The organism is Flavobacterium sp. RHBU_3 (assembly GCF_046613565.1).
Taxonomy (GTDB): domain Bacteria; phylum Bacteroidota; class Bacteroidia; order Flavobacteriales; family Flavobacteriaceae; genus Flavobacterium.
Map to the genome: position 1 here is coordinate 239846 of NZ_JBKJHC010000004.1, position 24027 is coordinate 263872.

At 41.9% G+C, this 24027-nt stretch carries 30 protein-coding genes; 19 read left to right on the forward strand and 11 right to left on the reverse strand.

Features of this window, described 5'->3' with window-relative positions; translation table 11 throughout:
* Positions 1-85 precede the first annotated feature (85 nt).
* From ACLI1A_RS07375 to ACLI1A_RS07410, 8 genes are all read left to right on the forward strand, one after another.
* Entirely contained in the window at positions 86-1015 is a 930-nt protein-coding gene (locus ACLI1A_RS07375; RefSeq protein WP_411407674.1) for an ABC transporter ATP-binding protein, read from the forward strand.
* 3 nt (positions 1016-1018) lie between these two features.
* The gene (locus tag ACLI1A_RS07380; RefSeq protein ID WP_411407676.1) at positions 1019-2317 is read left to right on the forward strand and encodes an ABC transporter permease; all 1299 of its coding nucleotides are present in this window, start codon (positions 1019-1021) and stop codon (positions 2315-2317) included.
* Between the two features lie 106 nt (positions 2318-2423).
* A complete protein-coding gene (locus ACLI1A_RS07385; RefSeq protein WP_411407678.1) occupies positions 2424-3587 on the forward strand; it encodes a sigma-54-dependent transcriptional regulator in 1164 nt (387 codons plus the stop codon).
* Between the two features lie 73 nt (positions 3588-3660).
* The gene (locus tag ACLI1A_RS07390) at positions 3661-4314 is read left to right on the forward strand and encodes a DEAD/DEAH box helicase (protein WP_411407680.1); all 654 of its coding nucleotides are present in this window, start codon (positions 3661-3663) and stop codon (positions 4312-4314) included.
* A 44-nt stretch (positions 4315-4358) separates the two neighbouring features.
* Positions 4359-4952 (forward strand): Uma2 family endonuclease, encoded by a 594-nt coding sequence (locus ACLI1A_RS07395; RefSeq protein ID WP_411407682.1) that lies wholly within the window; start codon positions 4359-4361, stop codon positions 4950-4952.
* Between the two features lie 5 nt (positions 4953-4957).
* Entirely contained in the window at positions 4958-5467 is a 510-nt protein-coding gene (locus tag ACLI1A_RS07400; protein WP_411407684.1) for a GNAT family N-acetyltransferase, read from the forward strand.
* An 18-nt stretch (positions 5468-5485) separates the two neighbouring features.
* The gene (locus ACLI1A_RS07405) at positions 5486-5983 is read left to right on the forward strand and encodes a hypothetical protein (protein ID WP_411407686.1); all 498 of its coding nucleotides are present in this window, start codon (positions 5486-5488) and stop codon (positions 5981-5983) included.
* 32 nt (positions 5984-6015) lie between these two features.
* Positions 6016-6807 (forward strand): alpha/beta hydrolase, encoded by a 792-nt coding sequence (locus tag ACLI1A_RS07410; RefSeq protein ID WP_411407688.1) that lies wholly within the window; start codon positions 6016-6018, stop codon positions 6805-6807.
* Between the two features lie 3 nt (positions 6808-6810).
* Here the strand turns inward: ACLI1A_RS07410 and ACLI1A_RS07415 are convergent, their stop codons facing one another.
* From ACLI1A_RS07415 to ACLI1A_RS07425, 3 genes are read right to left on the reverse strand one after another with little or no spacing between them, the layout of a single operon-like run.
* A complete protein-coding gene (locus ACLI1A_RS07415; protein WP_411407690.1) occupies positions 6811-7023 on the reverse strand; it encodes a hypothetical protein in 213 nt (70 codons plus the stop codon).
* Positions 7007-7234 (reverse strand): hypothetical protein, encoded by a 228-nt coding sequence (locus ACLI1A_RS07420; protein ID WP_411407692.1) that lies wholly within the window; start codon positions 7232-7234, stop codon positions 7007-7009. Before ACLI1A_RS07420 ends, ACLI1A_RS07415 begins: the two co-directional genes overlap by 17 nt.
* Positions 7227-7448, reverse strand: coding sequence for a hypothetical protein (locus ACLI1A_RS07425; RefSeq protein ID WP_411407694.1), 222 nt, complete (start codon positions 7446-7448; stop codon positions 7227-7229). The genes ACLI1A_RS07420 and ACLI1A_RS07425 overlap by 8 nt, the downstream gene beginning before the upstream one ends.
* Positions 7449-7612: 164 nt before the next feature.
* Here ACLI1A_RS07425 and ACLI1A_RS07430 point away from each other — a divergent pair, with 164 nt between their 5' ends.
* Entirely contained in the window at positions 7613-9250 is a 1638-nt protein-coding gene (locus ACLI1A_RS07430; RefSeq protein ID WP_411407696.1) for an ABC-F family ATP-binding cassette domain-containing protein, read from the forward strand.
* An 85-nt stretch (positions 9251-9335) separates the two neighbouring features.
* On the opposite strand, the gene ACLI1A_RS07435 is transcribed toward ACLI1A_RS07430, so the two are convergent.
* The 4 genes from ACLI1A_RS07435 to ACLI1A_RS07450 all read right to left on the reverse strand — a co-directional run bounded on the left by ACLI1A_RS07435 (position 9336) and on the right by ACLI1A_RS07450 (position 11337).
* Positions 9336-9560, reverse strand: coding sequence for a hypothetical protein (locus ACLI1A_RS07435; protein ID WP_411407698.1), 225 nt, complete (start codon positions 9558-9560; stop codon positions 9336-9338).
* 96 nt (positions 9561-9656) lie between these two features.
* Positions 9657-9938, reverse strand: a complete 282-nt coding sequence (locus tag ACLI1A_RS07440) for a hypothetical protein (protein WP_411407700.1) — start codon at positions 9936-9938, stop codon at positions 9657-9659.
* An 86-nt stretch (positions 9939-10024) separates the two neighbouring features.
* Positions 10025-10957, reverse strand: coding sequence for a 1-phosphofructokinase family hexose kinase (locus ACLI1A_RS07445; RefSeq protein WP_411407702.1), 933 nt, complete (start codon positions 10955-10957; stop codon positions 10025-10027).
* An 80-nt stretch (positions 10958-11037) separates the two neighbouring features.
* Positions 11038-11337 (reverse strand): hypothetical protein, encoded by a 300-nt coding sequence (locus ACLI1A_RS07450; RefSeq protein ID WP_411407704.1) that lies wholly within the window; start codon positions 11335-11337, stop codon positions 11038-11040.
* Between the two features lie 321 nt (positions 11338-11658).
* On the opposite strand from ACLI1A_RS07450, the gene ACLI1A_RS07455 reads away from it, so the two are divergent.
* From ACLI1A_RS07455 to murA, 4 genes are all read left to right on the forward strand, one after another.
* A complete protein-coding gene (locus ACLI1A_RS07455) occupies positions 11659-11964 on the forward strand; it encodes a hypothetical protein (RefSeq protein WP_411407706.1) in 306 nt (101 codons plus the stop codon).
* 172 nt (positions 11965-12136) lie between these two features.
* Positions 12137-12421: a DUF493 family protein gene (locus ACLI1A_RS07460; RefSeq protein ID WP_411407708.1), complete on the forward strand. Its 285-nt coding sequence runs from the start codon at positions 12137-12139 to the stop codon at positions 12419-12421.
* Between the two features lie 18 nt (positions 12422-12439).
* On the forward strand, positions 12440-13141 hold the full coding sequence (locus ACLI1A_RS07465; protein WP_411407710.1) for a DUF4290 domain-containing protein: 702 nt from the start codon (positions 12440-12442) through the stop codon (positions 13139-13141).
* A gap of 15 nt (positions 13142-13156) precedes the next feature.
* Complete coding sequence (murA, locus tag ACLI1A_RS07470; RefSeq protein ID WP_411407712.1) at positions 13157-14467, forward strand: UDP-N-acetylglucosamine 1-carboxyvinyltransferase; 1311 nt, start codon at positions 13157-13159, stop codon at positions 14465-14467.
* 71 nt (positions 14468-14538) lie between these two features.
* Here murA and ACLI1A_RS07475 read toward each other — a convergent pair whose 3' ends face one another.
* On the reverse strand, positions 14539-15891 hold the full coding sequence (locus ACLI1A_RS07475; RefSeq protein WP_411407714.1) for an NAD-dependent succinate-semialdehyde dehydrogenase: 1353 nt from the start codon (positions 15889-15891) through the stop codon (positions 14539-14541).
* 109 nt (positions 15892-16000) lie between these two features.
* On the opposite strand from ACLI1A_RS07475, the gene ACLI1A_RS07480 reads away from it, so the two are divergent.
* On the forward strand, positions 16001-17257 hold the full coding sequence (locus tag ACLI1A_RS07480; protein WP_411407716.1) for an OmpA family protein: 1257 nt from the start codon (positions 16001-16003) through the stop codon (positions 17255-17257).
* 551 nt (positions 17258-17808) lie between these two features.
* Here the strand turns inward: ACLI1A_RS07480 and ACLI1A_RS07485 are convergent.
* Positions 17809-19251, reverse strand: coding sequence for a S41 family peptidase (locus ACLI1A_RS07485; protein WP_411407718.1), 1443 nt, complete (start codon positions 19249-19251; stop codon positions 17809-17811).
* A 113-nt stretch (positions 19252-19364) separates the two neighbouring features.
* Here ACLI1A_RS07485 and ACLI1A_RS07490 point away from each other — a divergent pair, with 113 nt between their 5' ends.
* The 5 genes from ACLI1A_RS07490 to ACLI1A_RS07510 are packed head-to-tail and all read left to right on the forward strand — an operon-like array spanning position 19365 to position 21949.
* Complete coding sequence (locus ACLI1A_RS07490) at positions 19365-19880, forward strand: RNA polymerase sigma factor (RefSeq protein ID WP_411407720.1); 516 nt, start codon at positions 19365-19367, stop codon at positions 19878-19880.
* Positions 19861-20316, forward strand: a complete 456-nt coding sequence (locus tag ACLI1A_RS07495) for a hypothetical protein (protein ID WP_411407722.1) — start codon at positions 19861-19863, stop codon at positions 20314-20316. The genes ACLI1A_RS07490 and ACLI1A_RS07495 overlap by 20 nt, the downstream gene beginning before the upstream one ends.
* A 33-nt stretch (positions 20317-20349) precedes the next feature.
* Positions 20350-20805: a DUF4252 domain-containing protein gene (locus ACLI1A_RS07500; RefSeq protein WP_411407724.1), complete on the forward strand. Its 456-nt coding sequence runs from the start codon at positions 20350-20352 to the stop codon at positions 20803-20805.
* Between the two features lie 35 nt (positions 20806-20840).
* On the forward strand, positions 20841-21371 hold the full coding sequence (locus ACLI1A_RS07505) for a DUF4252 domain-containing protein (RefSeq protein WP_411407726.1): 531 nt from the start codon (positions 20841-20843) through the stop codon (positions 21369-21371).
* On the forward strand, positions 21368-21949 hold the full coding sequence (locus ACLI1A_RS07510; protein WP_411407728.1) for a DUF4252 domain-containing protein: 582 nt from the start codon (positions 21368-21370) through the stop codon (positions 21947-21949). Before ACLI1A_RS07505 ends, ACLI1A_RS07510 begins: the two co-directional genes overlap by 4 nt.
* Before the next feature lie 71 nt (positions 21950-22020).
* Here the strand turns inward: ACLI1A_RS07510 and ACLI1A_RS07515 are convergent, their stop codons facing one another.
* Both ACLI1A_RS07515 and ACLI1A_RS07520 read right to left on the reverse strand, forming a co-directional pair.
* The gene (locus ACLI1A_RS07515) at positions 22021-23292 is read right to left on the reverse strand and encodes an adenylosuccinate synthase (protein WP_411407730.1); all 1272 of its coding nucleotides are present in this window, start codon (positions 23290-23292) and stop codon (positions 22021-22023) included.
* A gap of 115 nt (positions 23293-23407) precedes the next feature.
* Positions 23408-23863: a Fur family transcriptional regulator gene (locus ACLI1A_RS07520; RefSeq protein WP_411407732.1), complete on the reverse strand. Its 456-nt coding sequence runs from the start codon at positions 23861-23863 to the stop codon at positions 23408-23410.
* Positions 23864-24027 lie beyond the last annotated feature (164 nt).

Below are 24027 nucleotides of genomic sequence, written 5' to 3' on the forward strand. Positions count from 1 at the left end.
AATCTGCCTGTGTTGAAGCTAAATCTGAAATCTGAAATCTACAATCTGAAATAAATACAGTATTTTTACAAACCAAACAAAAAACATGGATTCAATACTCGAAGTAAGGAATGTTGTAAAACAATACGGTGATTACACTGCGCTAAACAGCGTGTCGCTTACCGTACCTAAAGGCAGTATTTACGGACTACTGGGCCCTAACGGCGCCGGAAAAACCTCACTGATACGCATTATAAACCAAATAACCATGCCCGATGGAGGCGAAGTATACCTTGATGGCGAAAAACTAAACCCGTCGCACATATCGCACATAGGCTACATGCCCGAAGAACGCGGCCTGTACAAAACCATGACCGTGGGCGAGCAGGCGCTTTACCTTGCGCAGCTGAAAGGCCTGAGCAAAAAAGAAGCGAAGGAGCAACTGCAATACTGGTTTGAAAAGTTGGAAATACAGGGCTGGTGGAACAAAAAGATACAGGAGCTGAGTAAGGGTATGGCCCAGAAGATACAGTTTGTGGTTACGGTACTGCACCGCCCCAAGTTGCTGATACTGGACGAACCGTTTAGTGGTTTCGACCCGGTAAACGCTAATCTTATCAAAGATGAGATTATGGAGCTGCGCGATAAGGGTACTACGGTTATTTTTTCTACCCACCGCATGGAAAGCGTGGAAGACATGTGCGACCACATAGCCCTTATCCATAAAAGTAACAAACTTATAGAAGGCCAGCTACAGGAAGTAAAAAGGCAGTACCGCACCAATACGTATGAGGTGGGTATTGCGCCGCAAAACTTCCAGGGGCTTCTGGCGGACATCAGTACCAAATACACTACAAAGCAGGCCAACTTTAAAACCCTTGACGACGAGCTGAAGCTGGAAGTGGCTTTGCCTGCCGGGCAAACCCCGCGCGACCTGATGCAGTACCTGCTGCAACACGGCGAGGTAACCTACTTTGTAGAAAAGATACCGAGTGTAAACGACATTTTTATCCAAACCGTTAGCCAAAAGAAATAACAGATGAGCTTATCATTAATTATAAAAAGGGAATTTAACGCCAAGGTGCGAAACAAGTCGTTTATTGTAATGACTTTCCTTAGTCCGCTGTTGTTTGTGGGTATGGCGGTGCTTATAGCATATCTTTCTAATCTTAACAAGGACGAGGTTGTAAAAGTAGCCATACACGATGTACAGGGCAGGCTGAAAGGCGACCTGAAAAGCGATAAGAAGTATGTATATACCGACCTGAGCACCCTTCCGGTTTCAAAGGCAAAAGAAGAAGCTGCAAAAGATTACAACGGGCTGGTATACGTGCCGGTGCTTGATAGTACACAGCAGTTGCAAACTAAGGTGGAGTTTCTTTCTACAGACAGCCCTAATATGGCTTTTGTAGATACACTTGAAACCATTATCAATAAAAAGGTTACCACAGCTAACCTGCAATCCCTGCATTTCGACTCAAAGAAAATAGAGGATGCACAGGCTAAAACTACAGTGCATCTTAGCAAATTTTCGGGAGAAGAAACCAATAAAGAAGCCAGCTACATAAAAGTAGGCTTTGGCGGTCTGGCCGGGTATCTTATCATGATGTTTGTAATTATTTACGGCAACATGGTTATGCGCAGTGTTATTGAAGAAAAGACCAACCGTATTATAGAAATCATCATTTCGTCGGTAAAGCCATTCCAGCTTATGATGGGTAAAATTGTAGGTACATCGCTTGCGGGCGTACTGCAGTTTTTAATCTGGGCGGTTTTAGGTACAATATTATTTACAGTGCTGGGCAGTATTTTCCATGTGCCTATAGGAGGAGCAGCCGGTATGGCGCAGGCACAGGCCGCGCAGGTGTCTACGTCAGATGCACAGATTTACCTTATGGAACTGGGTAAGCTGCCTATGGGAACCATGTTTGTATGCTTTTTGGTATACTTTATAGGCGGGTACTTTTTATATAGCTCGCTGTACGCAGCCATAGGTGCCGCAGTAGACAGTGAAACCGACACACAGCAGTTTGTATTGCCTATCATCCTTCCGTTGATGCTTGGGGTATATGTAGGCTTCTTTACCGTAATAAGCGACCCTAATGGCACCGTAGCTACGGTATTTAGCATGATACCGCTTACATCGCCTATAGTAATGATGATGCGTATACCGTTTGGCGTACCGGTTTGGCAAATTATACTGTCTATGGCCATACTTTTCGGTACGTTTTTTGGAGTGGTGTGGTTCGCCGCAAAGGTGTACCGTATAGGTATACTTATGTATGGCAAAAAACCTACGTATAAAGAAATATTTAAGTGGATGAAGTACAAGGGATAGTTGTTGGTTGACGGTTGTTAGTTGTTAGGTTTTTCGTCTATCATCTATTATCCGTCATCTGCAAGTCTTTTTCTGAAATCTACAATCTAAAATCTGAAATTAAAAGATGCCAAAAATACTAATCATAGAAGACGAAGCTGCCATCCGCCGTGTGTTGGGTAAAATACTGCGTGAGGAAAGCGATACCTATACCGTAGACGAAGCCGAAGACGGTGCAGCGGGTTTAGATAAGATAAAAGCCGAGGATTACGACCTGGTAGTGTGCGACATTAAAATGCCGAAAATGGACGGCGTGGAGGTGCTTGAAGCCGCCAAAAAGATAAAGCCCGAGGTTCCGTTTGTAATGATAAGCGGGCACGGCGATATAGAAACAGCGATTAATACCATGCGCCTTGGGGCTTTTGATTATATATCGAAACCACCCGACCTGAACCGCCTGCTTACCACCGTGCGCAATGCACTGGACCGTAAGAGCCTGGTGGTGGAAAACAAAATGCTGAAAAAGAAAGTCAGCAAAAATTATGAGATGATTGGTGGCAGTGAGGCCATTCAGCATATAAAAGACATTATAGACAAGGTAGCTCCGACGGATGCCCGTGTACTTATAACCGGACCAAACGGTACGGGTAAGGAGCTTGTGGCACACCAGCTGCATGAAAAGAGCGAACGTGCCGGTGCGCCGTTTATAGAGGTTAACTGTGCTGCCATACCGGGTGAGCTGATAGAAAGCGAACTGTTTGGCCACGTTAAGGGTGCTTTTACCAGTGCAGTAAAAGACCGCGCGGGTAAATTTGAGGCAGCCGATAAAGGAACCATTTTCCTGGATGAGATAGGAGATATGAGCCTTCCTGCGCAGGCTAAGGTACTGCGTGCGTTACAGGAAAACATGATTCAGCGTGTTGGTGCCGAAAAAGACATTAAAGTAGATGTACGTGTAGTGGCGGCAACCAACAAGGACCTGAAAAAAGAAATTGCCGAAGGCCGTTTCCGTGAAGACTTGTACCACCGCCTAGCCGTGATACTGGTTAAAGTTCCGGCACTGAATGATCGTAGGGATGATATTCCGCTGCTTGTTAACCATTTTACCGCCAAGATAGCCGAAGAGCAGGGTAGTGCCCAAAAGGCATTTTCTGCTGCAGCCATAAAGCTGTTACAGGAGTACGACTGGACGGGTAACATACGCGAGCTTCGCAATGTGGTAGAACGCCTTATAATACTGGGCGGAGCAGAGATTTCTGAGACCGATGTGAAGCTTTTCGCAAGTAAATAAACTTAATTTTTTAATATAACAATGCCTCAATGTAGCAATACAATGGGGCATTCGTAATTCATAATTCAGGAACGTGAAACTAAAAAAAATACTCCCTCATTTGCAAAAAGCCCTTGAAGAAGCCGGGCTTACCGAAGCTAACGAACTACAGGACGGCAGTTGGGGTACCGTAAAAAGCGGTGTAGATTGTGTACTGGGCGCTGCCACTGGAGAGGGCAAAACCACTACTATTGTTATCAGTGTTATTCAGAAGCTGGATAAAGCCCCGCAGGACATGATAGCCCCGCGTGCCCTTATAATTGTTAGGGATAAGGAAAAGATGCTGGAAATGATGGAGCTGTTCCGCATATACGGTAAGTACACCGACCTGCGCGTGTATGGCGTTCACGACAAAACCAACCTTGATGAGGACAAGAACCAGATTTCGGTAGGTATTGATGTGCTTATAGGTACGCCCATACGCCTTAACGAAATGTTTGGCAGTGCAGGGTTTGATGTAAACCAGCTGAAAATACTTGTAGTAGACGATACTGAGGAAATGCTGCGCAACAGGCTGGAGCCAAAACTTGCCCGCCTGAGCAACAGTATTGGCAAAACCCAACGCCTGTTTTTTACCGATGTTATTTCTGAAAGGGTAGAACTGCTTGCCGACCGCCTTATGGTAGAACCGCTTTTCCTGGAAACAGGAGAAGACGAGGAGGAATTTGACGAGGAGTACGAGGATTAAGCTGCCTAAAACCAAAATTTTATATCTTTACAAAAACTCATTTTATGCCTCCTATTACAGACATCAGTCAGCTGGATATGGATAAAACCTATTCGTATGCCGATTACCTAACCTGGAAGTTTCAGGACAGGCTTGAATTGCTTAAGGGCAAAATATTTAAAATGAGTCCCGCACCAGGCAGGACACACCAAAAAATTGTTGGCAAGCTCCATATAGATTTGGCAAAAAATTTTGCAAAAGGTAAGTGTCAGCTATATTTGTCTCCATTTGACGTTCGATTGCTTAATAGAAAGAAAAGTACACCGGATAAGGATGTGTATACTGTTGTGCAGCCCGATTTATGTGTTATTTGCGATGAAGATAAATTAGAGGAGCGCGGTTGCATTGGCGCACCTGATCTTGTTATAGAAATACTTTCACCGGGAAATTCCAAAAAAGAACTGGGTATTAAATTTGACTTGTATGAAGAAGCCGGTGTGCTGGAATACTGGATTGTAGAACCTGCCGAAAAATCGGTATTTATTTACAGTCTTATCGATGGTAAATATTCGGGCCAGCGTCCGCTTACTGAAGATGATAAAATTAAAAGCCCGCTATTCCCTCAACTTGACTTTGATATAGCAGGTATTTTTGAGTAAACTGTATGAACCTCCAATCAACCCGCCTGTATTACCGTGAATTTCAGCCTGAAGATGACGTGCTGATGTTTGCCTTGGATTCGCTATCTGAGGTGCATACGTATTTGTATGACCCGGTGGTGACTGATATTCAGCAAAGCCGCGATGTTATAGCCTATGTACGCAGCCAGTATGTGGCTAACGGCATAGGACGAATGGCGGCCTTTACAAAAGATACTGATGAGTTTATAGGTTGGGTAGGGCTTAAGCTACAGGAAGACGTAAACGGGCGAGAGCAGTTTTACGACATTGGCTACAGGCTCATGCCACAGCATTGGGGTAAGGGCTACGCTACTGAAGCCACTCTGTTTTTTCTGGAGTATGCGTTTAATGTACTGCAAGCCGATGAGGTTAACGCTTTTGCATTTCCGTCAAACGGGGCATCGTTACGGGTACTGGAAAAATGCGGACTGAAACAGGTAGAGCGCTTTGTGTACAACGGGCAGGAAAGCGTATGGCTGATGATTAAGAAGTAATTTTTATAGTTTTATATAGTGGAAAACCAACCCCAAACATTTAAAACCAAGCTTGGCTTTTGCCATGTTTTTCCCGATAGGATTGTACTTTCTAAAGCTGGCGATTATGTTAAAGCAGAACAAAATCCGAATCCGGATAAAAGGAGTAAATTTGTGTATTATTACCTTTTTTTAAGCGTATATCTTATCTTTCAGTCTGTAACAGCTTATCTTGATAAGCAGTATTTCAATGCCGTTGCGTCCGGTTTTATAGCAATTTTGTTATTAATATTAGTCATAAAGAATTTTAATAACAGTGGTATATCGGTTATTAAGCGTAGTAGTATTAAGAATGTGAAATTCAATCAAGAAAAAAAGCGACTTACCCGTTCATATTTCGTAATCCAATATACTGCAACCAATGGTAAAACAAGAAAACGTCTTATTATGTTGCCGGGCTCACTATCGGATGGTACAGAAGCAACAAAGAAGGCAGTTGAAATAATGAAAGATGAAGGATATTTAATGGGGAACTGAGATTTTCCATTTTCTGAAAACATTACATTAAAATGAAAAAATATTTAATCCGTATTTTACTCACCCTTACAGGGCTGTATATTGTTTTACTGGTTTTTTTATATTTCTTTCAGGAAAAGCTGTTGTTTCGCCCAGAGGAATTACCAAAGCAGGCCGTGTCTTTTCCGGTTAAGGTAACCGAGGAAGTTGTAGAAGGAGCAGACGGTACTAATCTTCATGGTTTACTGGTGCACCGTCCGCAAAGCAAGGGGCTTATTTTTTACCTGCACGGCAATGCCGGTAATGCGTATACATGGATATACGATATTATGTATAATTTCCCGGCTGATTATGATGTGTTTATTTTCGATTACCGCGGGTACGGAAAAAGCGAAGGCAGCAACACATCGGAAGCGCAGGTTATGGATGATGTAACCACAACATTCGACGCTATAGTTAAAAAGTACGGGTATACTAATGTAGTGGTAAATGGCTATTCTATAGGCACAGGCCCTGCTACTCAGCTGGCAGCCACACGCCCGGTTAAGGCGCTGGTGTTACAGGCACCGTACTATTCACTTTCGCAGCTGTGCGATGAAATACTACCCATACTGCCTGATTTTATAAAGCGATACCGTTTTGAAACCTATAAATACATTACAAGGGTAAAAGCGCCGGTGTATCTTTTTCATGGTACTAACGACCAGCTTATAGCCTTCCACCATTCGGAGCAGTTAAAAAAAGTATGCCCTAAGTGCCATCTTATACCCATAGAGGGAGCATTGCATAATGCACTAAATGCTAACCCGGTATTCCTGGATTCGCTACAAAAAGTGCTGCAGTAGTGTTTAACCCTGTGCCGGTTTGCGTTTCTTTTGGGTGTGCTTCTTTTTCTTTTCAAAAAGATAGCCTATAACTACACCTACCAGTGCCCACAGTGGCAGGCCAAGGAGTAGTTTTTCGAAATCAAAATTCTCGTGGTCTATCAGCGGGAAGACAATCATGGTTATTACATACAGTATGCCTCCCCATACCAGGCCGGATCTAATCCACTTTTTCATCGCCTTTAGTATTATTTTGGTTAAACCTTTTTTTCTGAATTTTTATAAGTATAAAATAAGCGGCTACCCATACCAGTAGGTTTATTATAGCGGTAGTAGCGCTTATTTTGTTTTGGCTCCAGCCCATCAGCGGGAATATAAACGTAATGGTTATGTACATAAACCCGAACCAAGCGGCCATAGCCAGTTTGTATTTCTTAAAGTTATCCATCAACTTGTTTTCTTGCTTTTTTCTTCTGGCTCCTGTACCCTATATACAGGCCGGTAATACTGAATACTACGGCATTTATAAGCACCCTTACTCCAAAATGGTCAAAAGCATCTTCATCGCCTAATAGTAGCTTTACCAAGTACGGGAATACAAATGTCATTACTGTAAACATCCATAGTGTCCAAAATATTCCGGTTTTAATCCAGGGTTTCATATCAAAAAATTATACTCAAATATACCCAAATTTAGCGGCATAAGCAAGTAAAACCGCTATTTGTTAATGGCTGAGGCCATTCAAAATTTATCATTTAAAATTCAAAATAAACTCCCTTCATCTATTGGCTATTATTATCTTTGCGGCTTAAAATTTTGCTGTAAATGATTACTGTAGATGCCCTTTCGGTACAGTTTGGCGGTACCACGCTGTTTAGCGATGTTTCTTTTTCCATAAATGAAAATGACAAAATAGCCCTTATGGGTAAAAACGGTGCGGGAAAAAGTACCCTGCTAAAAATTATAGCCGGGGCAAACAAGCCTACATCGGGTGCTATATCGGCGCCTAAAGGTACTGTGATTGCGTACCTGCCACAGCACCTGCTTACCGAAGATAACGCTACGGTATTTGAGGAGGCAAGCAAGGCATTTGAAGGCATTTTTAAAATGAAGGCCGAAATAGATGCGCTGAATGAAGAACTTACCGTGCGTACTGATTATGAATCGGACGACTATTATAAGCTGATAGAAAAGGTATCGGAACTGAGCGAAAAATTCTATTCTATTGAGGAAGTGAATTACGAGGCCGAGGTAGAAAAGGCACTTACAGGTATTGGTTTCCTGCGTGAGGATTTCAACAAGCCTACATCAGAGTTTAGCGGGGGATGGCGTATGCGTATAGAGCTTGCCAAGATTCTTTTACAGAAGCCCGACCTTATACTGCTGGATGAGCCTACAAACCACCTTGATATAGAAAGTATACAGTGGCTGGAGGATTTCCTTGTAAACAGCGCAAAGGCGGTAATGGTTATTAGCCACGACCGTGCGTTTGTAGACAATATTACTACCCGTACCATAGAAGTTACTATGGGCCGTATATACGATTATAAGGCCAAGTACTCGCATTACTTAGAGCTGCGCAAAGACCGCCGTGCCCACCAGCAGAAGGCTTACGAAGAACAGCAAAAATTCATAGCAGAAAACCAGGCGTTTATAGAGCGTTTCAGGGGGACTTTTTCTAAGACCGAGCAGGTACAGTCGCGTGTGCGTATGCTGGAGAAACTGGTTCTTGTTGAGGTTGACGAACTGGATACATCGGCACTTAGGCTTAAATTCCCGCCGGCACCGCGTTCCGGGCAATATCCTGTAATTGTAAAAGAACTTGATAAGGCGTATGACGACCATGTGGTGTTTAAAGATGCATCTATGGTTATAGAGCGTGGACAAAAAGTAGCCTTTGTGGGTAAGAATGGTGAGGGTAAATCAACCATGATTAAAGCCATAATGAAGGAGATAGGCCACGATGGCGGTACGCTGGAATTAGGGCACAATGTAAAGATAGGTTACTTTGCGCAAAACCAGGCGGCTTTGCTTGACGGCGAACTTACCGTGTTTGATACCATAGACCGTATTGCCGAGGGCGACATCCGTACGCAAATAAAAACCATACTGGGCGCATTCATGTTTAGTGGTGATGATACTACCAAGAAGGTAAAAGTACTTTCGGGAGGCGAGCGTACAAGGCTTGCTATGGTAAAGCTGCTTTTAGAGCCGGTAAACCTGCTTATACTGGATGAGCCTACTAACCACCTTGACATGAAAACCAAGGACATTATTAAAGAAGCCCTTAAAGCGTTTGACGGTACACTGGTACTGGTATCGCACGACAGGGATTTCCTGGATGGGCTGGCTACTAAGGTATTCGAATTTGGCAACAAACGTGTTAAAGAACACTTTGAAGATATTAAAGGTTTCCTTGAAATGAAGAAAATGGAAAACCTGCGCGACATAGAGCGTAAGTAACCTGAAACCTTAAACATAATAAAAACAGCGCCGTACACTAATTGTATACGGCGCTGTTTCAGTATAAAGGTATATAAATTGTTTATTAGCTGAATTTTACCTCAAGTATATCTATTTCGCCTTCGCTTACCTCGTTGCTGTTGTCGGCTATAATGTTAATGCCTTGTATACAAAGCGATTTTATTTTTTTTCCGCCTGTAAGTATCAGCTTGTCAAAGTTTTTCGGGTGCAGCATCAGCATTACATCTTGGCTTAAGGCGTTAGCGGTAATAAAGTTTTTAATCGTGGCTAAGTCAATGTTCTTTTTCATACTGTAAGGTTTTAGTGGTTTTTTCTTTTTACAAAGATGGATGTAAAACCTTAAAAAATATGGTAACAAATTGCCAATAAAATATTAAAATTTGAGCTACCCCACAATAAGCCTGGCAAGATAATCGGCATCGTCTGTGTACTCCCGCGGATGCGTGCTAATGCCTATAATGGTGTACGCAATATCATGCGGGCCTTCAATCTCAAAACTGCTGTTGGCCTTGTATTCATCCAGGAAACCCGGCAACGAAAAATCCTCAAGTTCGGGTTTTGGCATTAATACAAAGTACTCTATCACCACATCGCTGCCCTCAAAGGTGGCCTTCCCTTCAAAGTTCTTCAGTTCATCGTACACTGATTTTGCATAATCGTACTGCATGGTTTTGATTTTTGGATAATTAGACTTTTAGATTATTGGAGCTTTCGACTTTATAACCTTCAACTTTAGACTTTATGACTTTACCACTACTTTGATAGCCAGTTGTATAACTTTTCTGCATTTTCTTTACTAAACAATCCGGTTCCCTGAGCCATAGTAGCCGCCGATCCGCAAGCCACACCCATACGTGCCATTTCGGTAAGGCTGCCACCACGTGCCAGTACGCTAACCATACCGGCTACCATGCTGTCTCCGGCGCCTACAGTACTAAGTTTTTTAACCGATGGTGCGGGGACATGTATGCATTCGTCTTTGCTTACCAGGTAGGCTCCCTGTGGCCCCAGAGATACCACTACAATTTCGGCTTTTCCTTCGTCTACCAGTTGCTTGGCGGCTTCGTCGGCGCTGTCGTTGTCCAGTTCTTCTTTGCCGGTAAAAGCACCCAGTTCGCCCAGGTTTGGTTTTAGCAGGTATACGCCTTCTTTAAGCACCTCGGCAAGGGCATCGCCACTCGTATCGGCTACAATAAGCGATCCTTTTTCCTTAAGGATTTTTACCAGTTTACCTATATATGATGCATCTATGCCCGGTGGCAGGCTGCCGCTAATAACAGTAATATCAGGGGTAGGGGAAAGGGAGGTTATGGTTTTAAATATGGTATCGGCTTCGGCTTCGGTAATATCTTCACCGGGCATCCCGAAACGGTACTGCTCGTTGTGCGAGGTATCTACCACAATAAAATTTTCGCGGGTTTCGGCTTGTACGCTAACCGGTAGGGTAGGTACATTTTCTTTTGTAAGCAGTTCTTCAAGTAGTTTACCGGTGCGTCCGCCCGATGTAAAAAGCGCTGTAGAGTTTATTCCAAGTCTTACAAGTCCGCGCGATACGTTTATACCTCCGCCTCCGGGCTCGTATTTTGGGGTTTCACAACGCAGCTTTTTTTCGGGTTTTATGTTTTCTACGCTGGTGCTTTTGTCTACAGTAGGGTTTAGGGTAATGGTTAAAATAGATTTTGTCATCTGAAAGGGTTTGTTAACTGTGCTAAGTTATCAATTTATCCCCTTCAGATGACAAAAGAATTTGTTAATCAAAGACTGTATTATCGCATAAAACGTTCCAGTATGCTGTACTCGTTACTTAGCTCTATATAGTAACAATCTTTGGGTATTTCTACGTCCATGTCGCTAATCTGGTTTTTAGAAAAACCACGTTTCATCAAATCTTTGCTTGTGTGCAGTAGTACGGGGTCGTCTCCTACATAGTACAGATTGTCATCTGAGCGGTTAATTTCTCCTACTTTTCCGGATATACCATAATCCATGGAATTGTACAATAATTCTTTTTCCAGCTCGGCATCACTAAGCTGGTTGAGCCACTGCTTCAGTTCTCTCAACTTCATAATCACGCATTAGTAAAAAATTAATAATCATTTTACGGGGTTTATATTCTATTGGGGGCAGAGTATAAACTAGATTTTAAAAATAATAAATTTTAGTATATAAAGTTAAAAAAATCAATATAAAATAATCAATATTAGCTAATTAGATGAATTAATTTAAATAATAAATTATTTTTGGTTTTTTTTCTTCATTTTTTCGGGTTTTAGCCAAATTATAGATTACGTTTCGAGTTATTTTTTTTAAAAATTTGTTAAATTTAACATACTTCGTGCTCAATAAAAGTGTAAAAACGGCGTTTTTACACTAAATCCCCGAAAAAAATGAAACAAATTGACGCAAAACACCTGGCTTATCACACCCTGTTAGGGATGTATTTTTTATGGTTAGCTGTTTTTAGTACACTGCTTGGCCTGTTTGTTAATAATGTACTGGAACATAATTTTGGGCAAATTTGCAAACTGCTGCTTTTATGGATATTGCTCAATTCGGTTATAGGTACTTCATTATATATGGTAATCCGTTTATTTAGTAAAAAAGGCTGGCTTTACCGTTTTGTACTGTTTAGTTATATTGTAGCCATTGTAGTTTGTGTGGCAGCAATTACCTTTGGTATAAACAGGGTATAAAAAAGCCGCCCGAGTATTATACCGGGAGGCTTAGTATGAAACATATATAACCTAATTGTATATATAAGATACGCTACAATAAAAAAGGTTGCGCAGCCCGTAAATATATTATGTGTAACTACTGGTTAAGTAGGGCGGAAAAATGTATATTTGCGTTTATTTTTAATGAAGGATGGATAACAAGACTGAAGAATTTTACAGAAGGCTAACCGAAGAACTTGCCGGATCTGCTGACTGGCCTGCATTATATCTTTTTAAGTTTATAGTACCTACAGACGATAGTAAAGTCCTGGCTGTAGAAAATGCGTTTAACAACCTGGGCGCTGTTATAGAAACCACAAAATCTAAAACAGGAAAATATACCAGTGTATCTATAAACGTAAAAATGCAGGGGCCTGAAGCCATAGTGGCAAAATACAAGGAACTTTCTACTATAGAGGGTATTATTTCCTTATAACAAAAAAAACACAGTATTATGTATAAAGCTGATGAAGCCGTAGGGTACCTGGAGTACAACTCACTGCGTGAGCATCTTATAATACCGGAATACGGGCGCCACCTGCAAAAGCTTATAGAGCAGGCTACTGCACTTGAGGATAGAGACGAACGCAACAAGGCTGCCAAATACATCATTGGTGTTATGGGTACGCTAAATCCTCACCTTCGCGATGTGCCTGATTTTCAGCATAAGCTGTGGGATCAACTATTCATAATGTCTGATTTTAAAATCGACGTAGATTCGCCTTATCCTATACCAAGCCGTGAAGTACTGGCGCAAAAGCCCGACAGGCTGGCGTATCCGCAAAACTTTCCTAAGTACAGGTTTTATGGAAACAACATAAAATACATGATTGATGTAGCTAACAAGTGGGACGATGGCCCGCTTAAAGATGCGCTGATTATTGTAATTGCAAATCATATGAAAAAGTCGTTCCTGAGCTGGAATAAAGATACCGTGAAGGACGACGTGATTTTTGAACACCTGTACGAGCTTTCGGGCGGAAGGATAAATCTTACTGCTACAGATGAAGAGCTTTCGGCTTCTACTGATCTTATGAAGGTTAATAAAAAGATGAGTAATAAGGCGTACAGTAATACAAACAACAACAATAACAATAATGCCCGCCAGAAAATGCAAAGGGGCAATATTAAAAACAACAATAACCGTAAATCTTAATTTTTACACGTTTGCATGGGAACATTTAAAATTGAAGGTGGTGCACCGCTAAAAGGGGAAGTAGTTCCTCAGGGAGCCAAAAATGAAGCGTTACAGGTACTAAACACTGTACTGCTTACCTCCGAAAAAGTAACCATTACTAACATCCCCGACATTATAGATGTTAACAAGCTGATTACACTGCTTAGTAACCTGGGCGTTAAAATACAAAAGCTGGCACACGGCTCATATACTTTTCAGGCCGATGAGGTAAACCTTGCATACCTGGAAAGCGATGCGTTTAAGAAAGAAGGTGCCGGACTTCGTGGCTCAATCATGATCGTGGGGCCACTTTTAGCACGTTTCGGAAAAGGGTATATACCTAAGCCTGGTGGCGACAAAATAGGGCGCCGCAGGCTTGATACGCACTTTGAAGGCTTTATCAACCTTGGTGCTAAGTTCCGTTACAACGAAGAAGAGTCATTTTACGGTGTAGAAGCTGACAGGCTTAAAGGTGCCTATATGCTGCTTGACGAAGCATCGGTAACCGGTACTGCAAACATAGTTATGGCTGCTGTATTGGCTGAAGGTACTACTACCATATACAATGCTGCCTGCGAACCGTACCTGCAACAGCTGTGTAACATGCTGAACCGAATGGGTGCAAAAATTACAGGAGTGGGTAGTAACCTGCTTACCATAGAAGGCGTAGAAACACTGGGTGGATGCGAGCACCGCATACTGCCTGATATGATAGAAATAGGTAGCTGGATTGGTCTTGCTGCTATGACGCGTAGTGAAATTACCATTAAAGATGTGAGCTGGGAAAACCTGGGTGTAATTCCTAATGTGTTCCGTAAGCTAGGTATTACCCTGGAGCGTCGTGGTGATGATATTTATATTCCTGCACACAAAGACGGATACGAAATACAAAGTTATATAGACGGATCTATCCTTACCATAGCCGATGCTCCGTGGCCGGGCTTTACGCCAGACCTTTTGAGTATAGTGCTTGTGGTGGCTACTCAGGCACGCGGTAGTGTGCTTATCCACCAAAAGATGTTTGAAAGTCGCCTGTTCTTTGTAGACCGCCTTATAGATATGGGTGCGCAGATTATACTTTGCGATCCGCACAGGGCTACTGTAATAGGCCTTGACTTTAAATCGCAACTAAAAGGTATACTTATGTCGTCGCCGGATATCCGTGCCGGTATCTCTATGCTTATAGCGGCGCTTTCGGCGAAAGGTACCAGTACCATACAAAACAGTGACCAGATAGACCGTGGCTACGAGCGTATAGACGAGAGGCTTCGTGCCCTTGGTGCAAAAATTACTCGTGTGGACTAATTTATCCTTAATTATAAATATAGAATGGCTGCTTTTTAAGGCAGCCATTTTTGTTATGTGTAAGAAAGATTCTACTTAATGTATACCGTTTTTACGTTTACAAATTCGTGTATCCCTTCCATAGAAAGCTCACGCCCGTAACCGGAGCGTTTTATACCGCCAAAGGGCAGGGCAGGGTCGCTTTTTACTAATGCGTTTATAAACACAGCGCCCTCCTGGAATCGGTGGACTTTCTCTTTTATGGCTTCTATGTCACTGGTGAAAATAGATACACCCAACCCGAAATCACTTTGGTTACTTAATGCTACAGCTTCTTCAAAAGTGTCAAATGGAATTACCGGTACGGCGGGGCCAAATACCTCCTGACTAAACACCGGCATATCGGGGGTTACATTAGTAAGTATGGTTGGTTCATAAAAAGCATTGTTTCGCTTGCCGCCCAAAACAATTTTGGCACCCATAGCTACCGAATCGTTTACCTGTTTTTCTACTTCTTCGGCCAGGTCTACACGTGCCATTGGGCCTATATAGGTGTTTTCGTTCATAGGGTCGCCACTCTTCAGGGCTGCTACCTGGGCGGTAAAACCTTCCATGAAGGTGTCGTATACGCCACGCTGTACTAAAAAACGTTTTGCCGCAATACAACTTTGCCCGGTATTCTGAAAGCGCGCTATAACAGCTTCCGGTATGGTTTTTTCCAGGTCGGCGTCGTTTAAAACAATCAATGCATTACTGCCTCCCAGTTCCAGCACGGCTTTCTTAATCTGGTTAGCCGCCGCCGATGCCGCCGATGCGCCTGCTTTTTCACTTCCGGTAAGCGATATGGCTTTAACTGTTTTGTTTTCAATAACTTTTTTTACATCGCTGCCCGGTATAAGCAGGTTTTGGTATACGTTTTCAGGAAAACCTGCTTCAGTAAAAAGCTTTTCCAGTAGTATACTGCAGCCGGCTACATTGCTGGAATGCTTTAATAAAACGGTGTTTCCGGCAATAATAGTGGGTATTACAAAACGAAATACCTGCCAGTAGGGAAAGTTCCAGGGCATGATGCCGAGTACTACCCCCAGGGGTTCGTATTTTGTATAACTTTCACATCCATCGGTGTTTATTTTTCTTCCTGTTAAAAAAAAATCAGAATTTTGTAGGTAAAATTCACATAATAGTTTACATTTGTGTAACTCAGCGAGGGCTTGCTTTAATGGTTTACCCATTTCTGCTACAGCGGTTTCGGCGAGCAATTGCTTATTTTTTGTTAAAGTATTTATTAAACTTTTGATAAAGTTTAGCCTTTCGGATACGGAAATTTCGCTCCATTTTTCAAAGGCATCACTGGATTTTTGTATTGCCGTCTCAATTTTTTCTTTGCTAAAGTATTGATAATCAGCGATATTTTTCAGTGTAAATGGGTTTGTCGTAGAAAGCATTTTCTATTAAGGATTTGTTTTTTATATAAATATAATGCATTATTTCGTATTTTTATTTTATTATTTTTACAGGAAAATTTAAACGTACTGATAAACAAAACAATTTTTTATGAAGAAAGCTGTACTCCCCCTATTACTGCTTTGCCTTTCACAAGGCATAAACGCGCAGGAAGCTGACACTTCCGCAAAGCCTGCAAAAGACTACAATAAGTGGACTGTAGAGTTTGGCGGTGGTATTAACAAGGTATCTAACCCACTTAACAGCGGGTATCACGTAGACGGTTATAGCCTTTATCACCTTGGTTTAGGTGCGAGGTATATGTTTAACACCAAGTTTGGTGCTAAATTAGATGTTGCTATGGATCGCTTAAAGGGTGATGATGTATCTATAGGTTTCCAAACAAAATATTACTCTACCAGCCTTCAAGGTATTGTAAACGTAGGTCGTTTACTTGAGTTTGAAGAGTGGACCAAAAGGCTTAATGTTATGGGCCACATGGGTGTAGGAGTAGGTGTTTTAACAGGAGATGAAATAGATAAAGGAGATAAAACCGGTAACTTCCTTATGGGTATGACCGGGCAGTTAAAGCTTTCAAACAGGGTTTCTATTTATGGAGACTTCACCATGCTTAACGCTTTCTCTATGCAACTTGCTTGGGATGGACATCCTAACACTAATAACAAACCTGGTTTTGATGGTACACTTTACAATGCCAGTGTAGGTATTAATATTGCTCTTGGTAGTCATAAAGAACACGCAGACTGGTATGTGTTTAATAACGATGATGTTATTAACGAACTTGAAAACCGCGTGTCTGAGCTTGAAGAGCTAATGAACGACGTAGATAAAGACGGTGTGCCGGATTATCTTGATGTTGAGCCAAATACTCCTTCTGGGGCTCTTGTAGATCCTAAAGGTAGAAACATTGACCTTAACAAAAACGGTGTGCCTGATTATATAGACAGTGCTCTTGCTGAAATGGAAAGCAAAGGTGCCGGAAGTGGAGCAGGTGCTGCAGAAATTGTTGACCTAATCAATGATGGTTATGTAAACATTTACTTTGATTTCAACAAAGATATGCCTACAAGTGCTTCTACAGGTGCTATTACCTTCCTTATCACTTACCTGAAAGATAATCCTGAGAAATCAGCTTCTATCTGGGGCTTTGCTGACGAAATTGGTGATGCTAAGTACAACCAGGAGTTATCTGAAAGAAGGGCTAACAACGTTAAGAAAATATTTACTGATGCAGGTATCGATACAAGCCGTCTTACTATAGAAGGTAAAGGTGTAGATAACTCTGTAAACAAAGATTCTAGCGCTGCCCGTCAAACAGTACGTAGGGTGAAACTGGTTATCAAATAATAAATAGTAATATACTATATAAGAAGAAGGCTTGCCGATGGCAAGCCTTCTTTATTTTTTTATGGATACTGTTGTCTGATGCTTTTAATGTAATTGTAAGGATATATGTTTTCTTGTCTGCTATCGCTGTTCGATGTAGTGGTGTACGCATTACTTTGTAATCTATTCTTGTTCAAACACAGTCTCTTGCTTTTTTAGGGTGTGTAGTGAATCATTCTTGTATTGTAAGCTTCTAGGTGTTTTGTGTAATTAAAGGTAAGAAAATGTTTGTACTATCCTTTTCTGTTCGGGTTGTAAGAGCCTGTTTAAATTTATCTCACAATTTTGGTTATGTGTCTTTTCGGCTACAACAGCGTTGGATTTTTTCGACAGAATCACTCCATTATGCCTGTAAAATCCGCCTTGTTTCGCACAAAAATACATGATAACAATTCTCCCAATATAAATTTAAACAGGCTCTAAGTTAGAATGTGCTTTCCCGGTACTTTATAAAATAATAATGCCCGCGTTATCATTGATAACTCGGGCATTATTATTTGTTTTTCAATATCTTAATGCGAAGCAGGCAGTGAGCCTTTGGTGTACATTTCGTTACCTAATAGTTTTAGGTTCCTGCTATCTTTAAATAATTTATAAGGCTTAAACTCGCTTATATGTGCCGGTTTTCCTCCGTTTGTAATTTTGTCTATGGCATAGCTGTATAATGGCTCTGTAGGATCGCCCAGTGTACCCATGCTGCTCAGGTTTTCATGAACCTCGTAAGTAGGTGTTATGCCGCTGCTGTATTCGCCAAAGTTATTTTTGTTGAGGATTTTAAGAACAATAGGCTGCATGGCATAACGGTGGCTGCCGTTCCTGTTTTTTGAAGTAAAATCAGGAGAGTCGTACAAAGTAATAGATCCTACGTTTTTACCTATGGTTGTAGTGCCTATTTGCACCACATCTATATACGGTTTAAGGCAGTTAATAACAAGCTCGCTGGCCGATGCTGTAGAGCCTGTGGTAATAATGTATACCTTGCTTAGGTTAAGGCTGTTTATGCTGCTGCCGTCGCTCAGGGTGTTTGAAAAAAGGTTTGTAAGCGCAGATGGGTTGTTGCTTTCATAAATGCTTTGTAATTTACTGTTCCATTGCTGTTTTGCAAAAAGTTGCCCGTTAAACTGCCCGGTAATCATACTAGCCAGGTAGGTTGCAGTGCGTATAGAGCCGCCACCGTTGTACCTTAGGTCCAGTACCAGGTCGGTTACTCCGGCGCTGGCAAACTCAGAGAATGCTGTATTCAGTTCGGCATCATAGTCGCTGTAAAAGCCGTTGTACATAAGGTATCCTATGGTGTGGCTGCCTGTTGTATAAGTATCGGCTATATAAACAGGGTCTTCACTGTATTGGCTCTTTGTAAGAAATACGTCAATATCATTGGGGGTTACGCTGCCGTCACTGTTTACAGTGGCCATGTTTAAGGTATAGTTATCCTGGTTTAACAGTTGGCTGTAGTTGTCTCCGGTAAGTATATTGCCGTTTACGGCATAAAATACATCACCGCGGTGTATATTTTTATTGGCAGCATCGGTGCCCGGTAGTATGTAGCGCACATAACCTATAACAGTAGTTTCACTGGCATCGGCATAAAAAAGGCCAAATTCTACACCATTGCTTTTGCTAATGCCTTGCAGTGCGTTTTCCAGTACGGTAAAGTCGGGAAAAATACGGCTCCAGCGGTCTATTTCGTTACCCGAAGCATCGGTTTTATATATCAGGTGGTTAAATAGCTGCTCCGGGCTGCTGTAACCCTTCAGGTAATCGTTTAATTCTCCCTGGTTTGCAAAACGATTGTCGGCCAGGTCGGGTACATTTTGCTGCCACAGGTAGTAGGCATTTAGTCCTTTCCATATAAAATCGTTTACCGGTACAGCGGTGTCGTCCTGGTCTTCACAGCTTTGGAAAATAAACATACCCAAAACCAGTGAAAACACTATAAGGCCAATCTTTTTCATTGAGCAAATTTTTAATTTAAAACGTAAATTTAAATAAATTTAAATTTCTGTGTAACAAAATTTACAGCAACTCGTCTTCCTTTTATAAACCGATAGTTTAACAGCCACGATATATGGACCAGGCAGCATTTATAAAGGTCATTGCCCCGTTTAAAGACAAGGTCTTTAGGCTTGCCCGCAGGCTGCTTGTAAGTGTAGAGGAAGCAGAAGATGCTACCCAGGAGGTGTTAGTAAAATTATGGAACAACCGCGCCCGGCTGGACAGTTATAACAGTGTAGAGGCACTGGCCATGACCATGGCTAAAAACTATTGCCTGGACCGCCTAAAAAGTAAACAGGCATCGGAATTGCGGGTAGTGCACAATGTGTACGCCGACCGTGAGGCGGGGCTGCAACAGCAGGCTGAAGACCGCGACAGCTGGGAATGGGCAGAAAAGATAATGAAACAGCTGCCCGAACAGCAACGCCTTATAGTACAAATGCGCGATATAGAGCAATATGAGTTTGAAGATATAGCAAAAATAATGGACATGAATGAAACCGCGGTGCGGGTAGCGCTCTCAAGAGCACGAAAAACACTGCGCGAGGAATTGCTAAAAACACACAACTATGGAATTAAGAACAATTGAAACCCTTTTAGAGAAATATTTTAACGCCGAAACTTCCCTTGCCGAGGAACAGCAGCTTAAAGAATATTTCGCTTCTAATAGAGTGGCGCCGCAGTTAGAGCATTACCGCCCCATGTTTGGGTACTACAGGGCGCAGCAATCTACTGAAACCTTTACCCGTACACTACCACTTAAACAAAATAAGGCGGTGTATTACAAGTGGTTTTCGGTGGCGGCAAGCGTAGTGTTGTTAGCAGGATTGGTTACTTTTTATAGCGCAGTAAATCAATCTGCACCAATACAACAGGATTTGGGTACTTATAATGACCCGGAGGTGGCATTTCGCGAAACGCAAAAGGCGCTTGGTATGCTTTCTGTACATGTAAATAAGGGTGTAGAAAGTGTGCAGTATATAGGTGAGTACGAAAAAACACGTAAATCAGTATTTAAACAATAATCATTTATAAACAATAATTCATCATCAATCATCATGAAAAAGTTCATCATCACATCAGTACTTGCAGCCCTGCCGTTGCTTGGTTTTTCTCAAACCAGCGCTTTTGATAAGTTCCAGAACGTAGAGGGTATCGGTTCGGTTTGTATTAACAGTAAATTTTTTGAACTGGCAGGAAACGCCGAGGCCGGTAATGAAAAAGCACAAAAATACCTGGATGTAGTAAATAAGCTGGATAATCTTAAGATATTTACCACATCAGAAAAAAAATATAAAAAAGCATTGCGAAACGCAGTTACCTCATACCTTAAAGACAGTGTGCTGGAGCAGGTAATAAGCGTTAACAGCGATGGTAGTAAGGTAAAAGTATACGTACAGGAAGGGCAGGCTAAGCTAAAAGAAGCCCTGCTGTTTGTAGAAAGTGAGGAAGAAGTAGTGGTAATTACCTTTACCGGTGCTATCGACCTTAAAAAGCTGAAAGATATTCAGTAAGGTTTTTAAAGCATAATTTATTTAGATACACAACAATGAAAAAACTGTTTATTGCCCTGTTGCTGGCCTTTTTGCCTTCTGTTATGATGGCACAAAACTCCCTGTTCTCAAAGTTTGAAGACAAGGCCGGTGTTACTTCGGTTATCGTGAATAAGAAGATGTTCGAACTCATGTCCGGAGTAAAAATGGATCCGAAAGATAAGGATGCGCAGCGGTACCTTAACCTGGTTAAAAAACTGGATAACCTTAAGGTTTTTACCACAAGCTCTCCTAAATATGCAGCTGATATGAAGGCAACAGTAGACAGCTATCTTAAATCTACTGCGCTTGATGAGCTAATGCGTATAAACGAAGGCGGAAGGTCTATAAAAATATACGTAAAGCAAAATGCAGGCCAGCAGGTAAAAGAACTGCTTATGTTTATAGACGGCGGCGGTAAAGACGAAACGGTGCTGATGTCGCTTACGGGTACTTTTGACTTGGATGATATATCGGTACTAACGGATAAAATGAACCTGCCGGGTGGTGCTGAGCTGAACAAGGCTGCTAAAAAACAAAAATCATGATTCGGTTTTTTGTGTTGGCAGCTGCCGCAGCGCTGGCATTGCTTACCTCGTGTAGTGGCGAGCCTACCGTACAAAAGTATTTTGTAGAAAAAAGCGAGTCGCCTGATTTTATTGCTGTAGACCTGTCTCCAAGCTTTATAAAAACTGATAGCCTGAATATTTCTGAAGACCAGAAGAAGGCAATCAATTCGGTAAAAAGCATTAATGTGCTTGTGTTTAATCCTAAACAGAAAAATGCAGGCGAATTTAATACTGAAACCACCAAAGTGAAAGGTATTCTTAAAACAGATCATTATGATGAGCTGATTAAGATTAACCACGATGGTTTTGGTGCTTCTATAAACACAAAAGGTGAGGGAGAGCACATAGAGGAGTTTGTGCTGTATGCTCAAAGCCCTGAAACAGGTTTCGGGGTGGTAAGGGTAACCGGCAACGACATGACGCCAAGCAATGTAATGACCATAGCCGAGGTGCTGCAAAAAGCAAACCTTGATACCAAACAACTGGAGCCGCTAAAACAGCTCTTAAAGGAGAAACAACAACACCGTATTGAACACAAAGCCGAATTTGCTAACTAAACATTTGGTGGGTGTATAAAAATATAAAACCCGGGAATCATTTCCCGGGTTTTGCTTTTATGTAAAATATATTATTTACGTATGGTCTGTGTCCTGTCAGGGCCTACAGAAACTACTTTAATAGGCACTTCAAGTTCTGCTTCTATAAAGGCAATGTACTCTTTAAACTCAGCAGGAAGCTCTTCATAAGTACTCATGCCGGTTAGGTCGGCAGCCCAGCCTTTTTTCTCTACATACACAGGCTCTACGTTTTCAGGCTCTATGTTGTACGGGAAATGCTTGGTAACCTCACCTTTGTATTTGTAAGCAGTACATACTTTAAGCGTTTCAAAACCGCTAAGTACGTCACCTTTCATCATATAAAGTTCAGTAACACCGTTAACCTGTACCGCATATTTAAGCGCTACAAGATCCAGCCAGCCACAACGCCTTGCACGGCCTGTAACCGATCCAAACTCGTTACCCACGCGTGCCATAGTAGCACCGTCTTCGTCAAACAATTCAGTAGGGAACGGGCCGCTACCTACACGGGTAGTGTACGCCTTAAATATACCGAATACCTCTTTTACTTTATTTGGTGCTATACCAAGGCCTGTACAGGCACCGGCAGCAGTAGTGTTAGATGACGTTACAAACGGGTAGGTACCAAAGTCGATATCCAGTAGTGAACCCTGTGCACCCTCAGCAAGGATAGATTTCCCGGCTTTCATGGCGCTGTTCAGGTATTCTTCGCTGTCTATAAACGTAAGGGTTTTAAGCACCTCTACCGCTGCAAAGAATTCTGCTTCAAGCTCAGCAAGGTCATACTCCAGCTCTACATTGTAGAATGCTATCATGGCCTCGTGCTTTTCAGCAAGGTGGCGGTAACGCTCTTTAAAATCATCAAGTTCTATATCGCCCACACGGATACCGTTACGGCCGGTTTTGTCCATATATGTAGGGCCAATACCTTTAAGGGTAGAGCCTATTTTTGCTTTACCTTTGCTGGCTTCGCTTGCTGCATCCAGCAGGCGGTGCGTAGGCAATATAAGGTGTGCCTTGCGCGAAATAAGCAGGCGTGATTTAATGTCAATGTTGAATTTTTCAAGGCCTTCAAGCTCTTTCTGGAACACCACAGGGTCCATAACCACACCGTTGCCGATAATGTTTACTGAGTTTTGGTGGAAAATACCTGAAGGTATGGTTCTTAGTACGTGTTTAATACCGTCAAACTCTAATGTATGGCCTGCATTTGGCCCTCCCTGAAAACGGGCTATTATGTCATATCCTGAGGTTAGTACGTCAACAATTTTTCCTTTGCCTTCGTCGCCCCACTGTAATCCGAGCAATAAATCTACGGTCATTCCTATTCTTAGTTTGTTGTTTATTTCGTTAGTATATCCTAATTGTGTCTTTCGTTTAAAAAACAAAAACCAATCCTTATGCAGGGTTGGCTTGCGTTTGCTGTTGTGCAGCCGCTTACGGGTTTTCCGGTGCGGGCTGTTTCTTGTGGCCGTAAAGGTACAACGAATGGTTGTGTATCTCTATGCCGAATATTTCTTCTATTGTTTTTTTTATGCTTTGTATCCTTGGGTCGCAAAACTCTATTACTTCACCCGTATCGGTCATAATAATGTGGTCGTGCTGCTTGTCAAAGTACGATTTCTCGTAGTGACTTTGGTTTTGGCCAAACTGGTGGCGCCTTACCAGGCCGCATTCCAGCAGCAGTTCTATGGTATTGTACAGCGTGGCGCGGCTTACGCGGTAGTTTTTGTTCTTCATTTTGATGTAAAGCGACTCTATATCAAAATGCTCCCCGCTGTTATATATTTCCTGGAGTATAGCGTAGCGTTCAGGTGTTTTCCTGTGGCCTTTGTCTTCAAGGAATTTTGTGAAGACATTTTTTACAATCTCCTGGTTTTTATTGTTTTCCATATTTATTTACGCAAAATACATGCAAAGATAATCTAATTTTTTGGTACCTGAAAATGTTTTGTGCCATTGTAGTAATGCTTAGTAAGCCACGAATTACACAAATTATACTAATTCTTTGTTTATGTTGAATGACAGCTATCTAAACCCCTTAAATATTTGTGAGA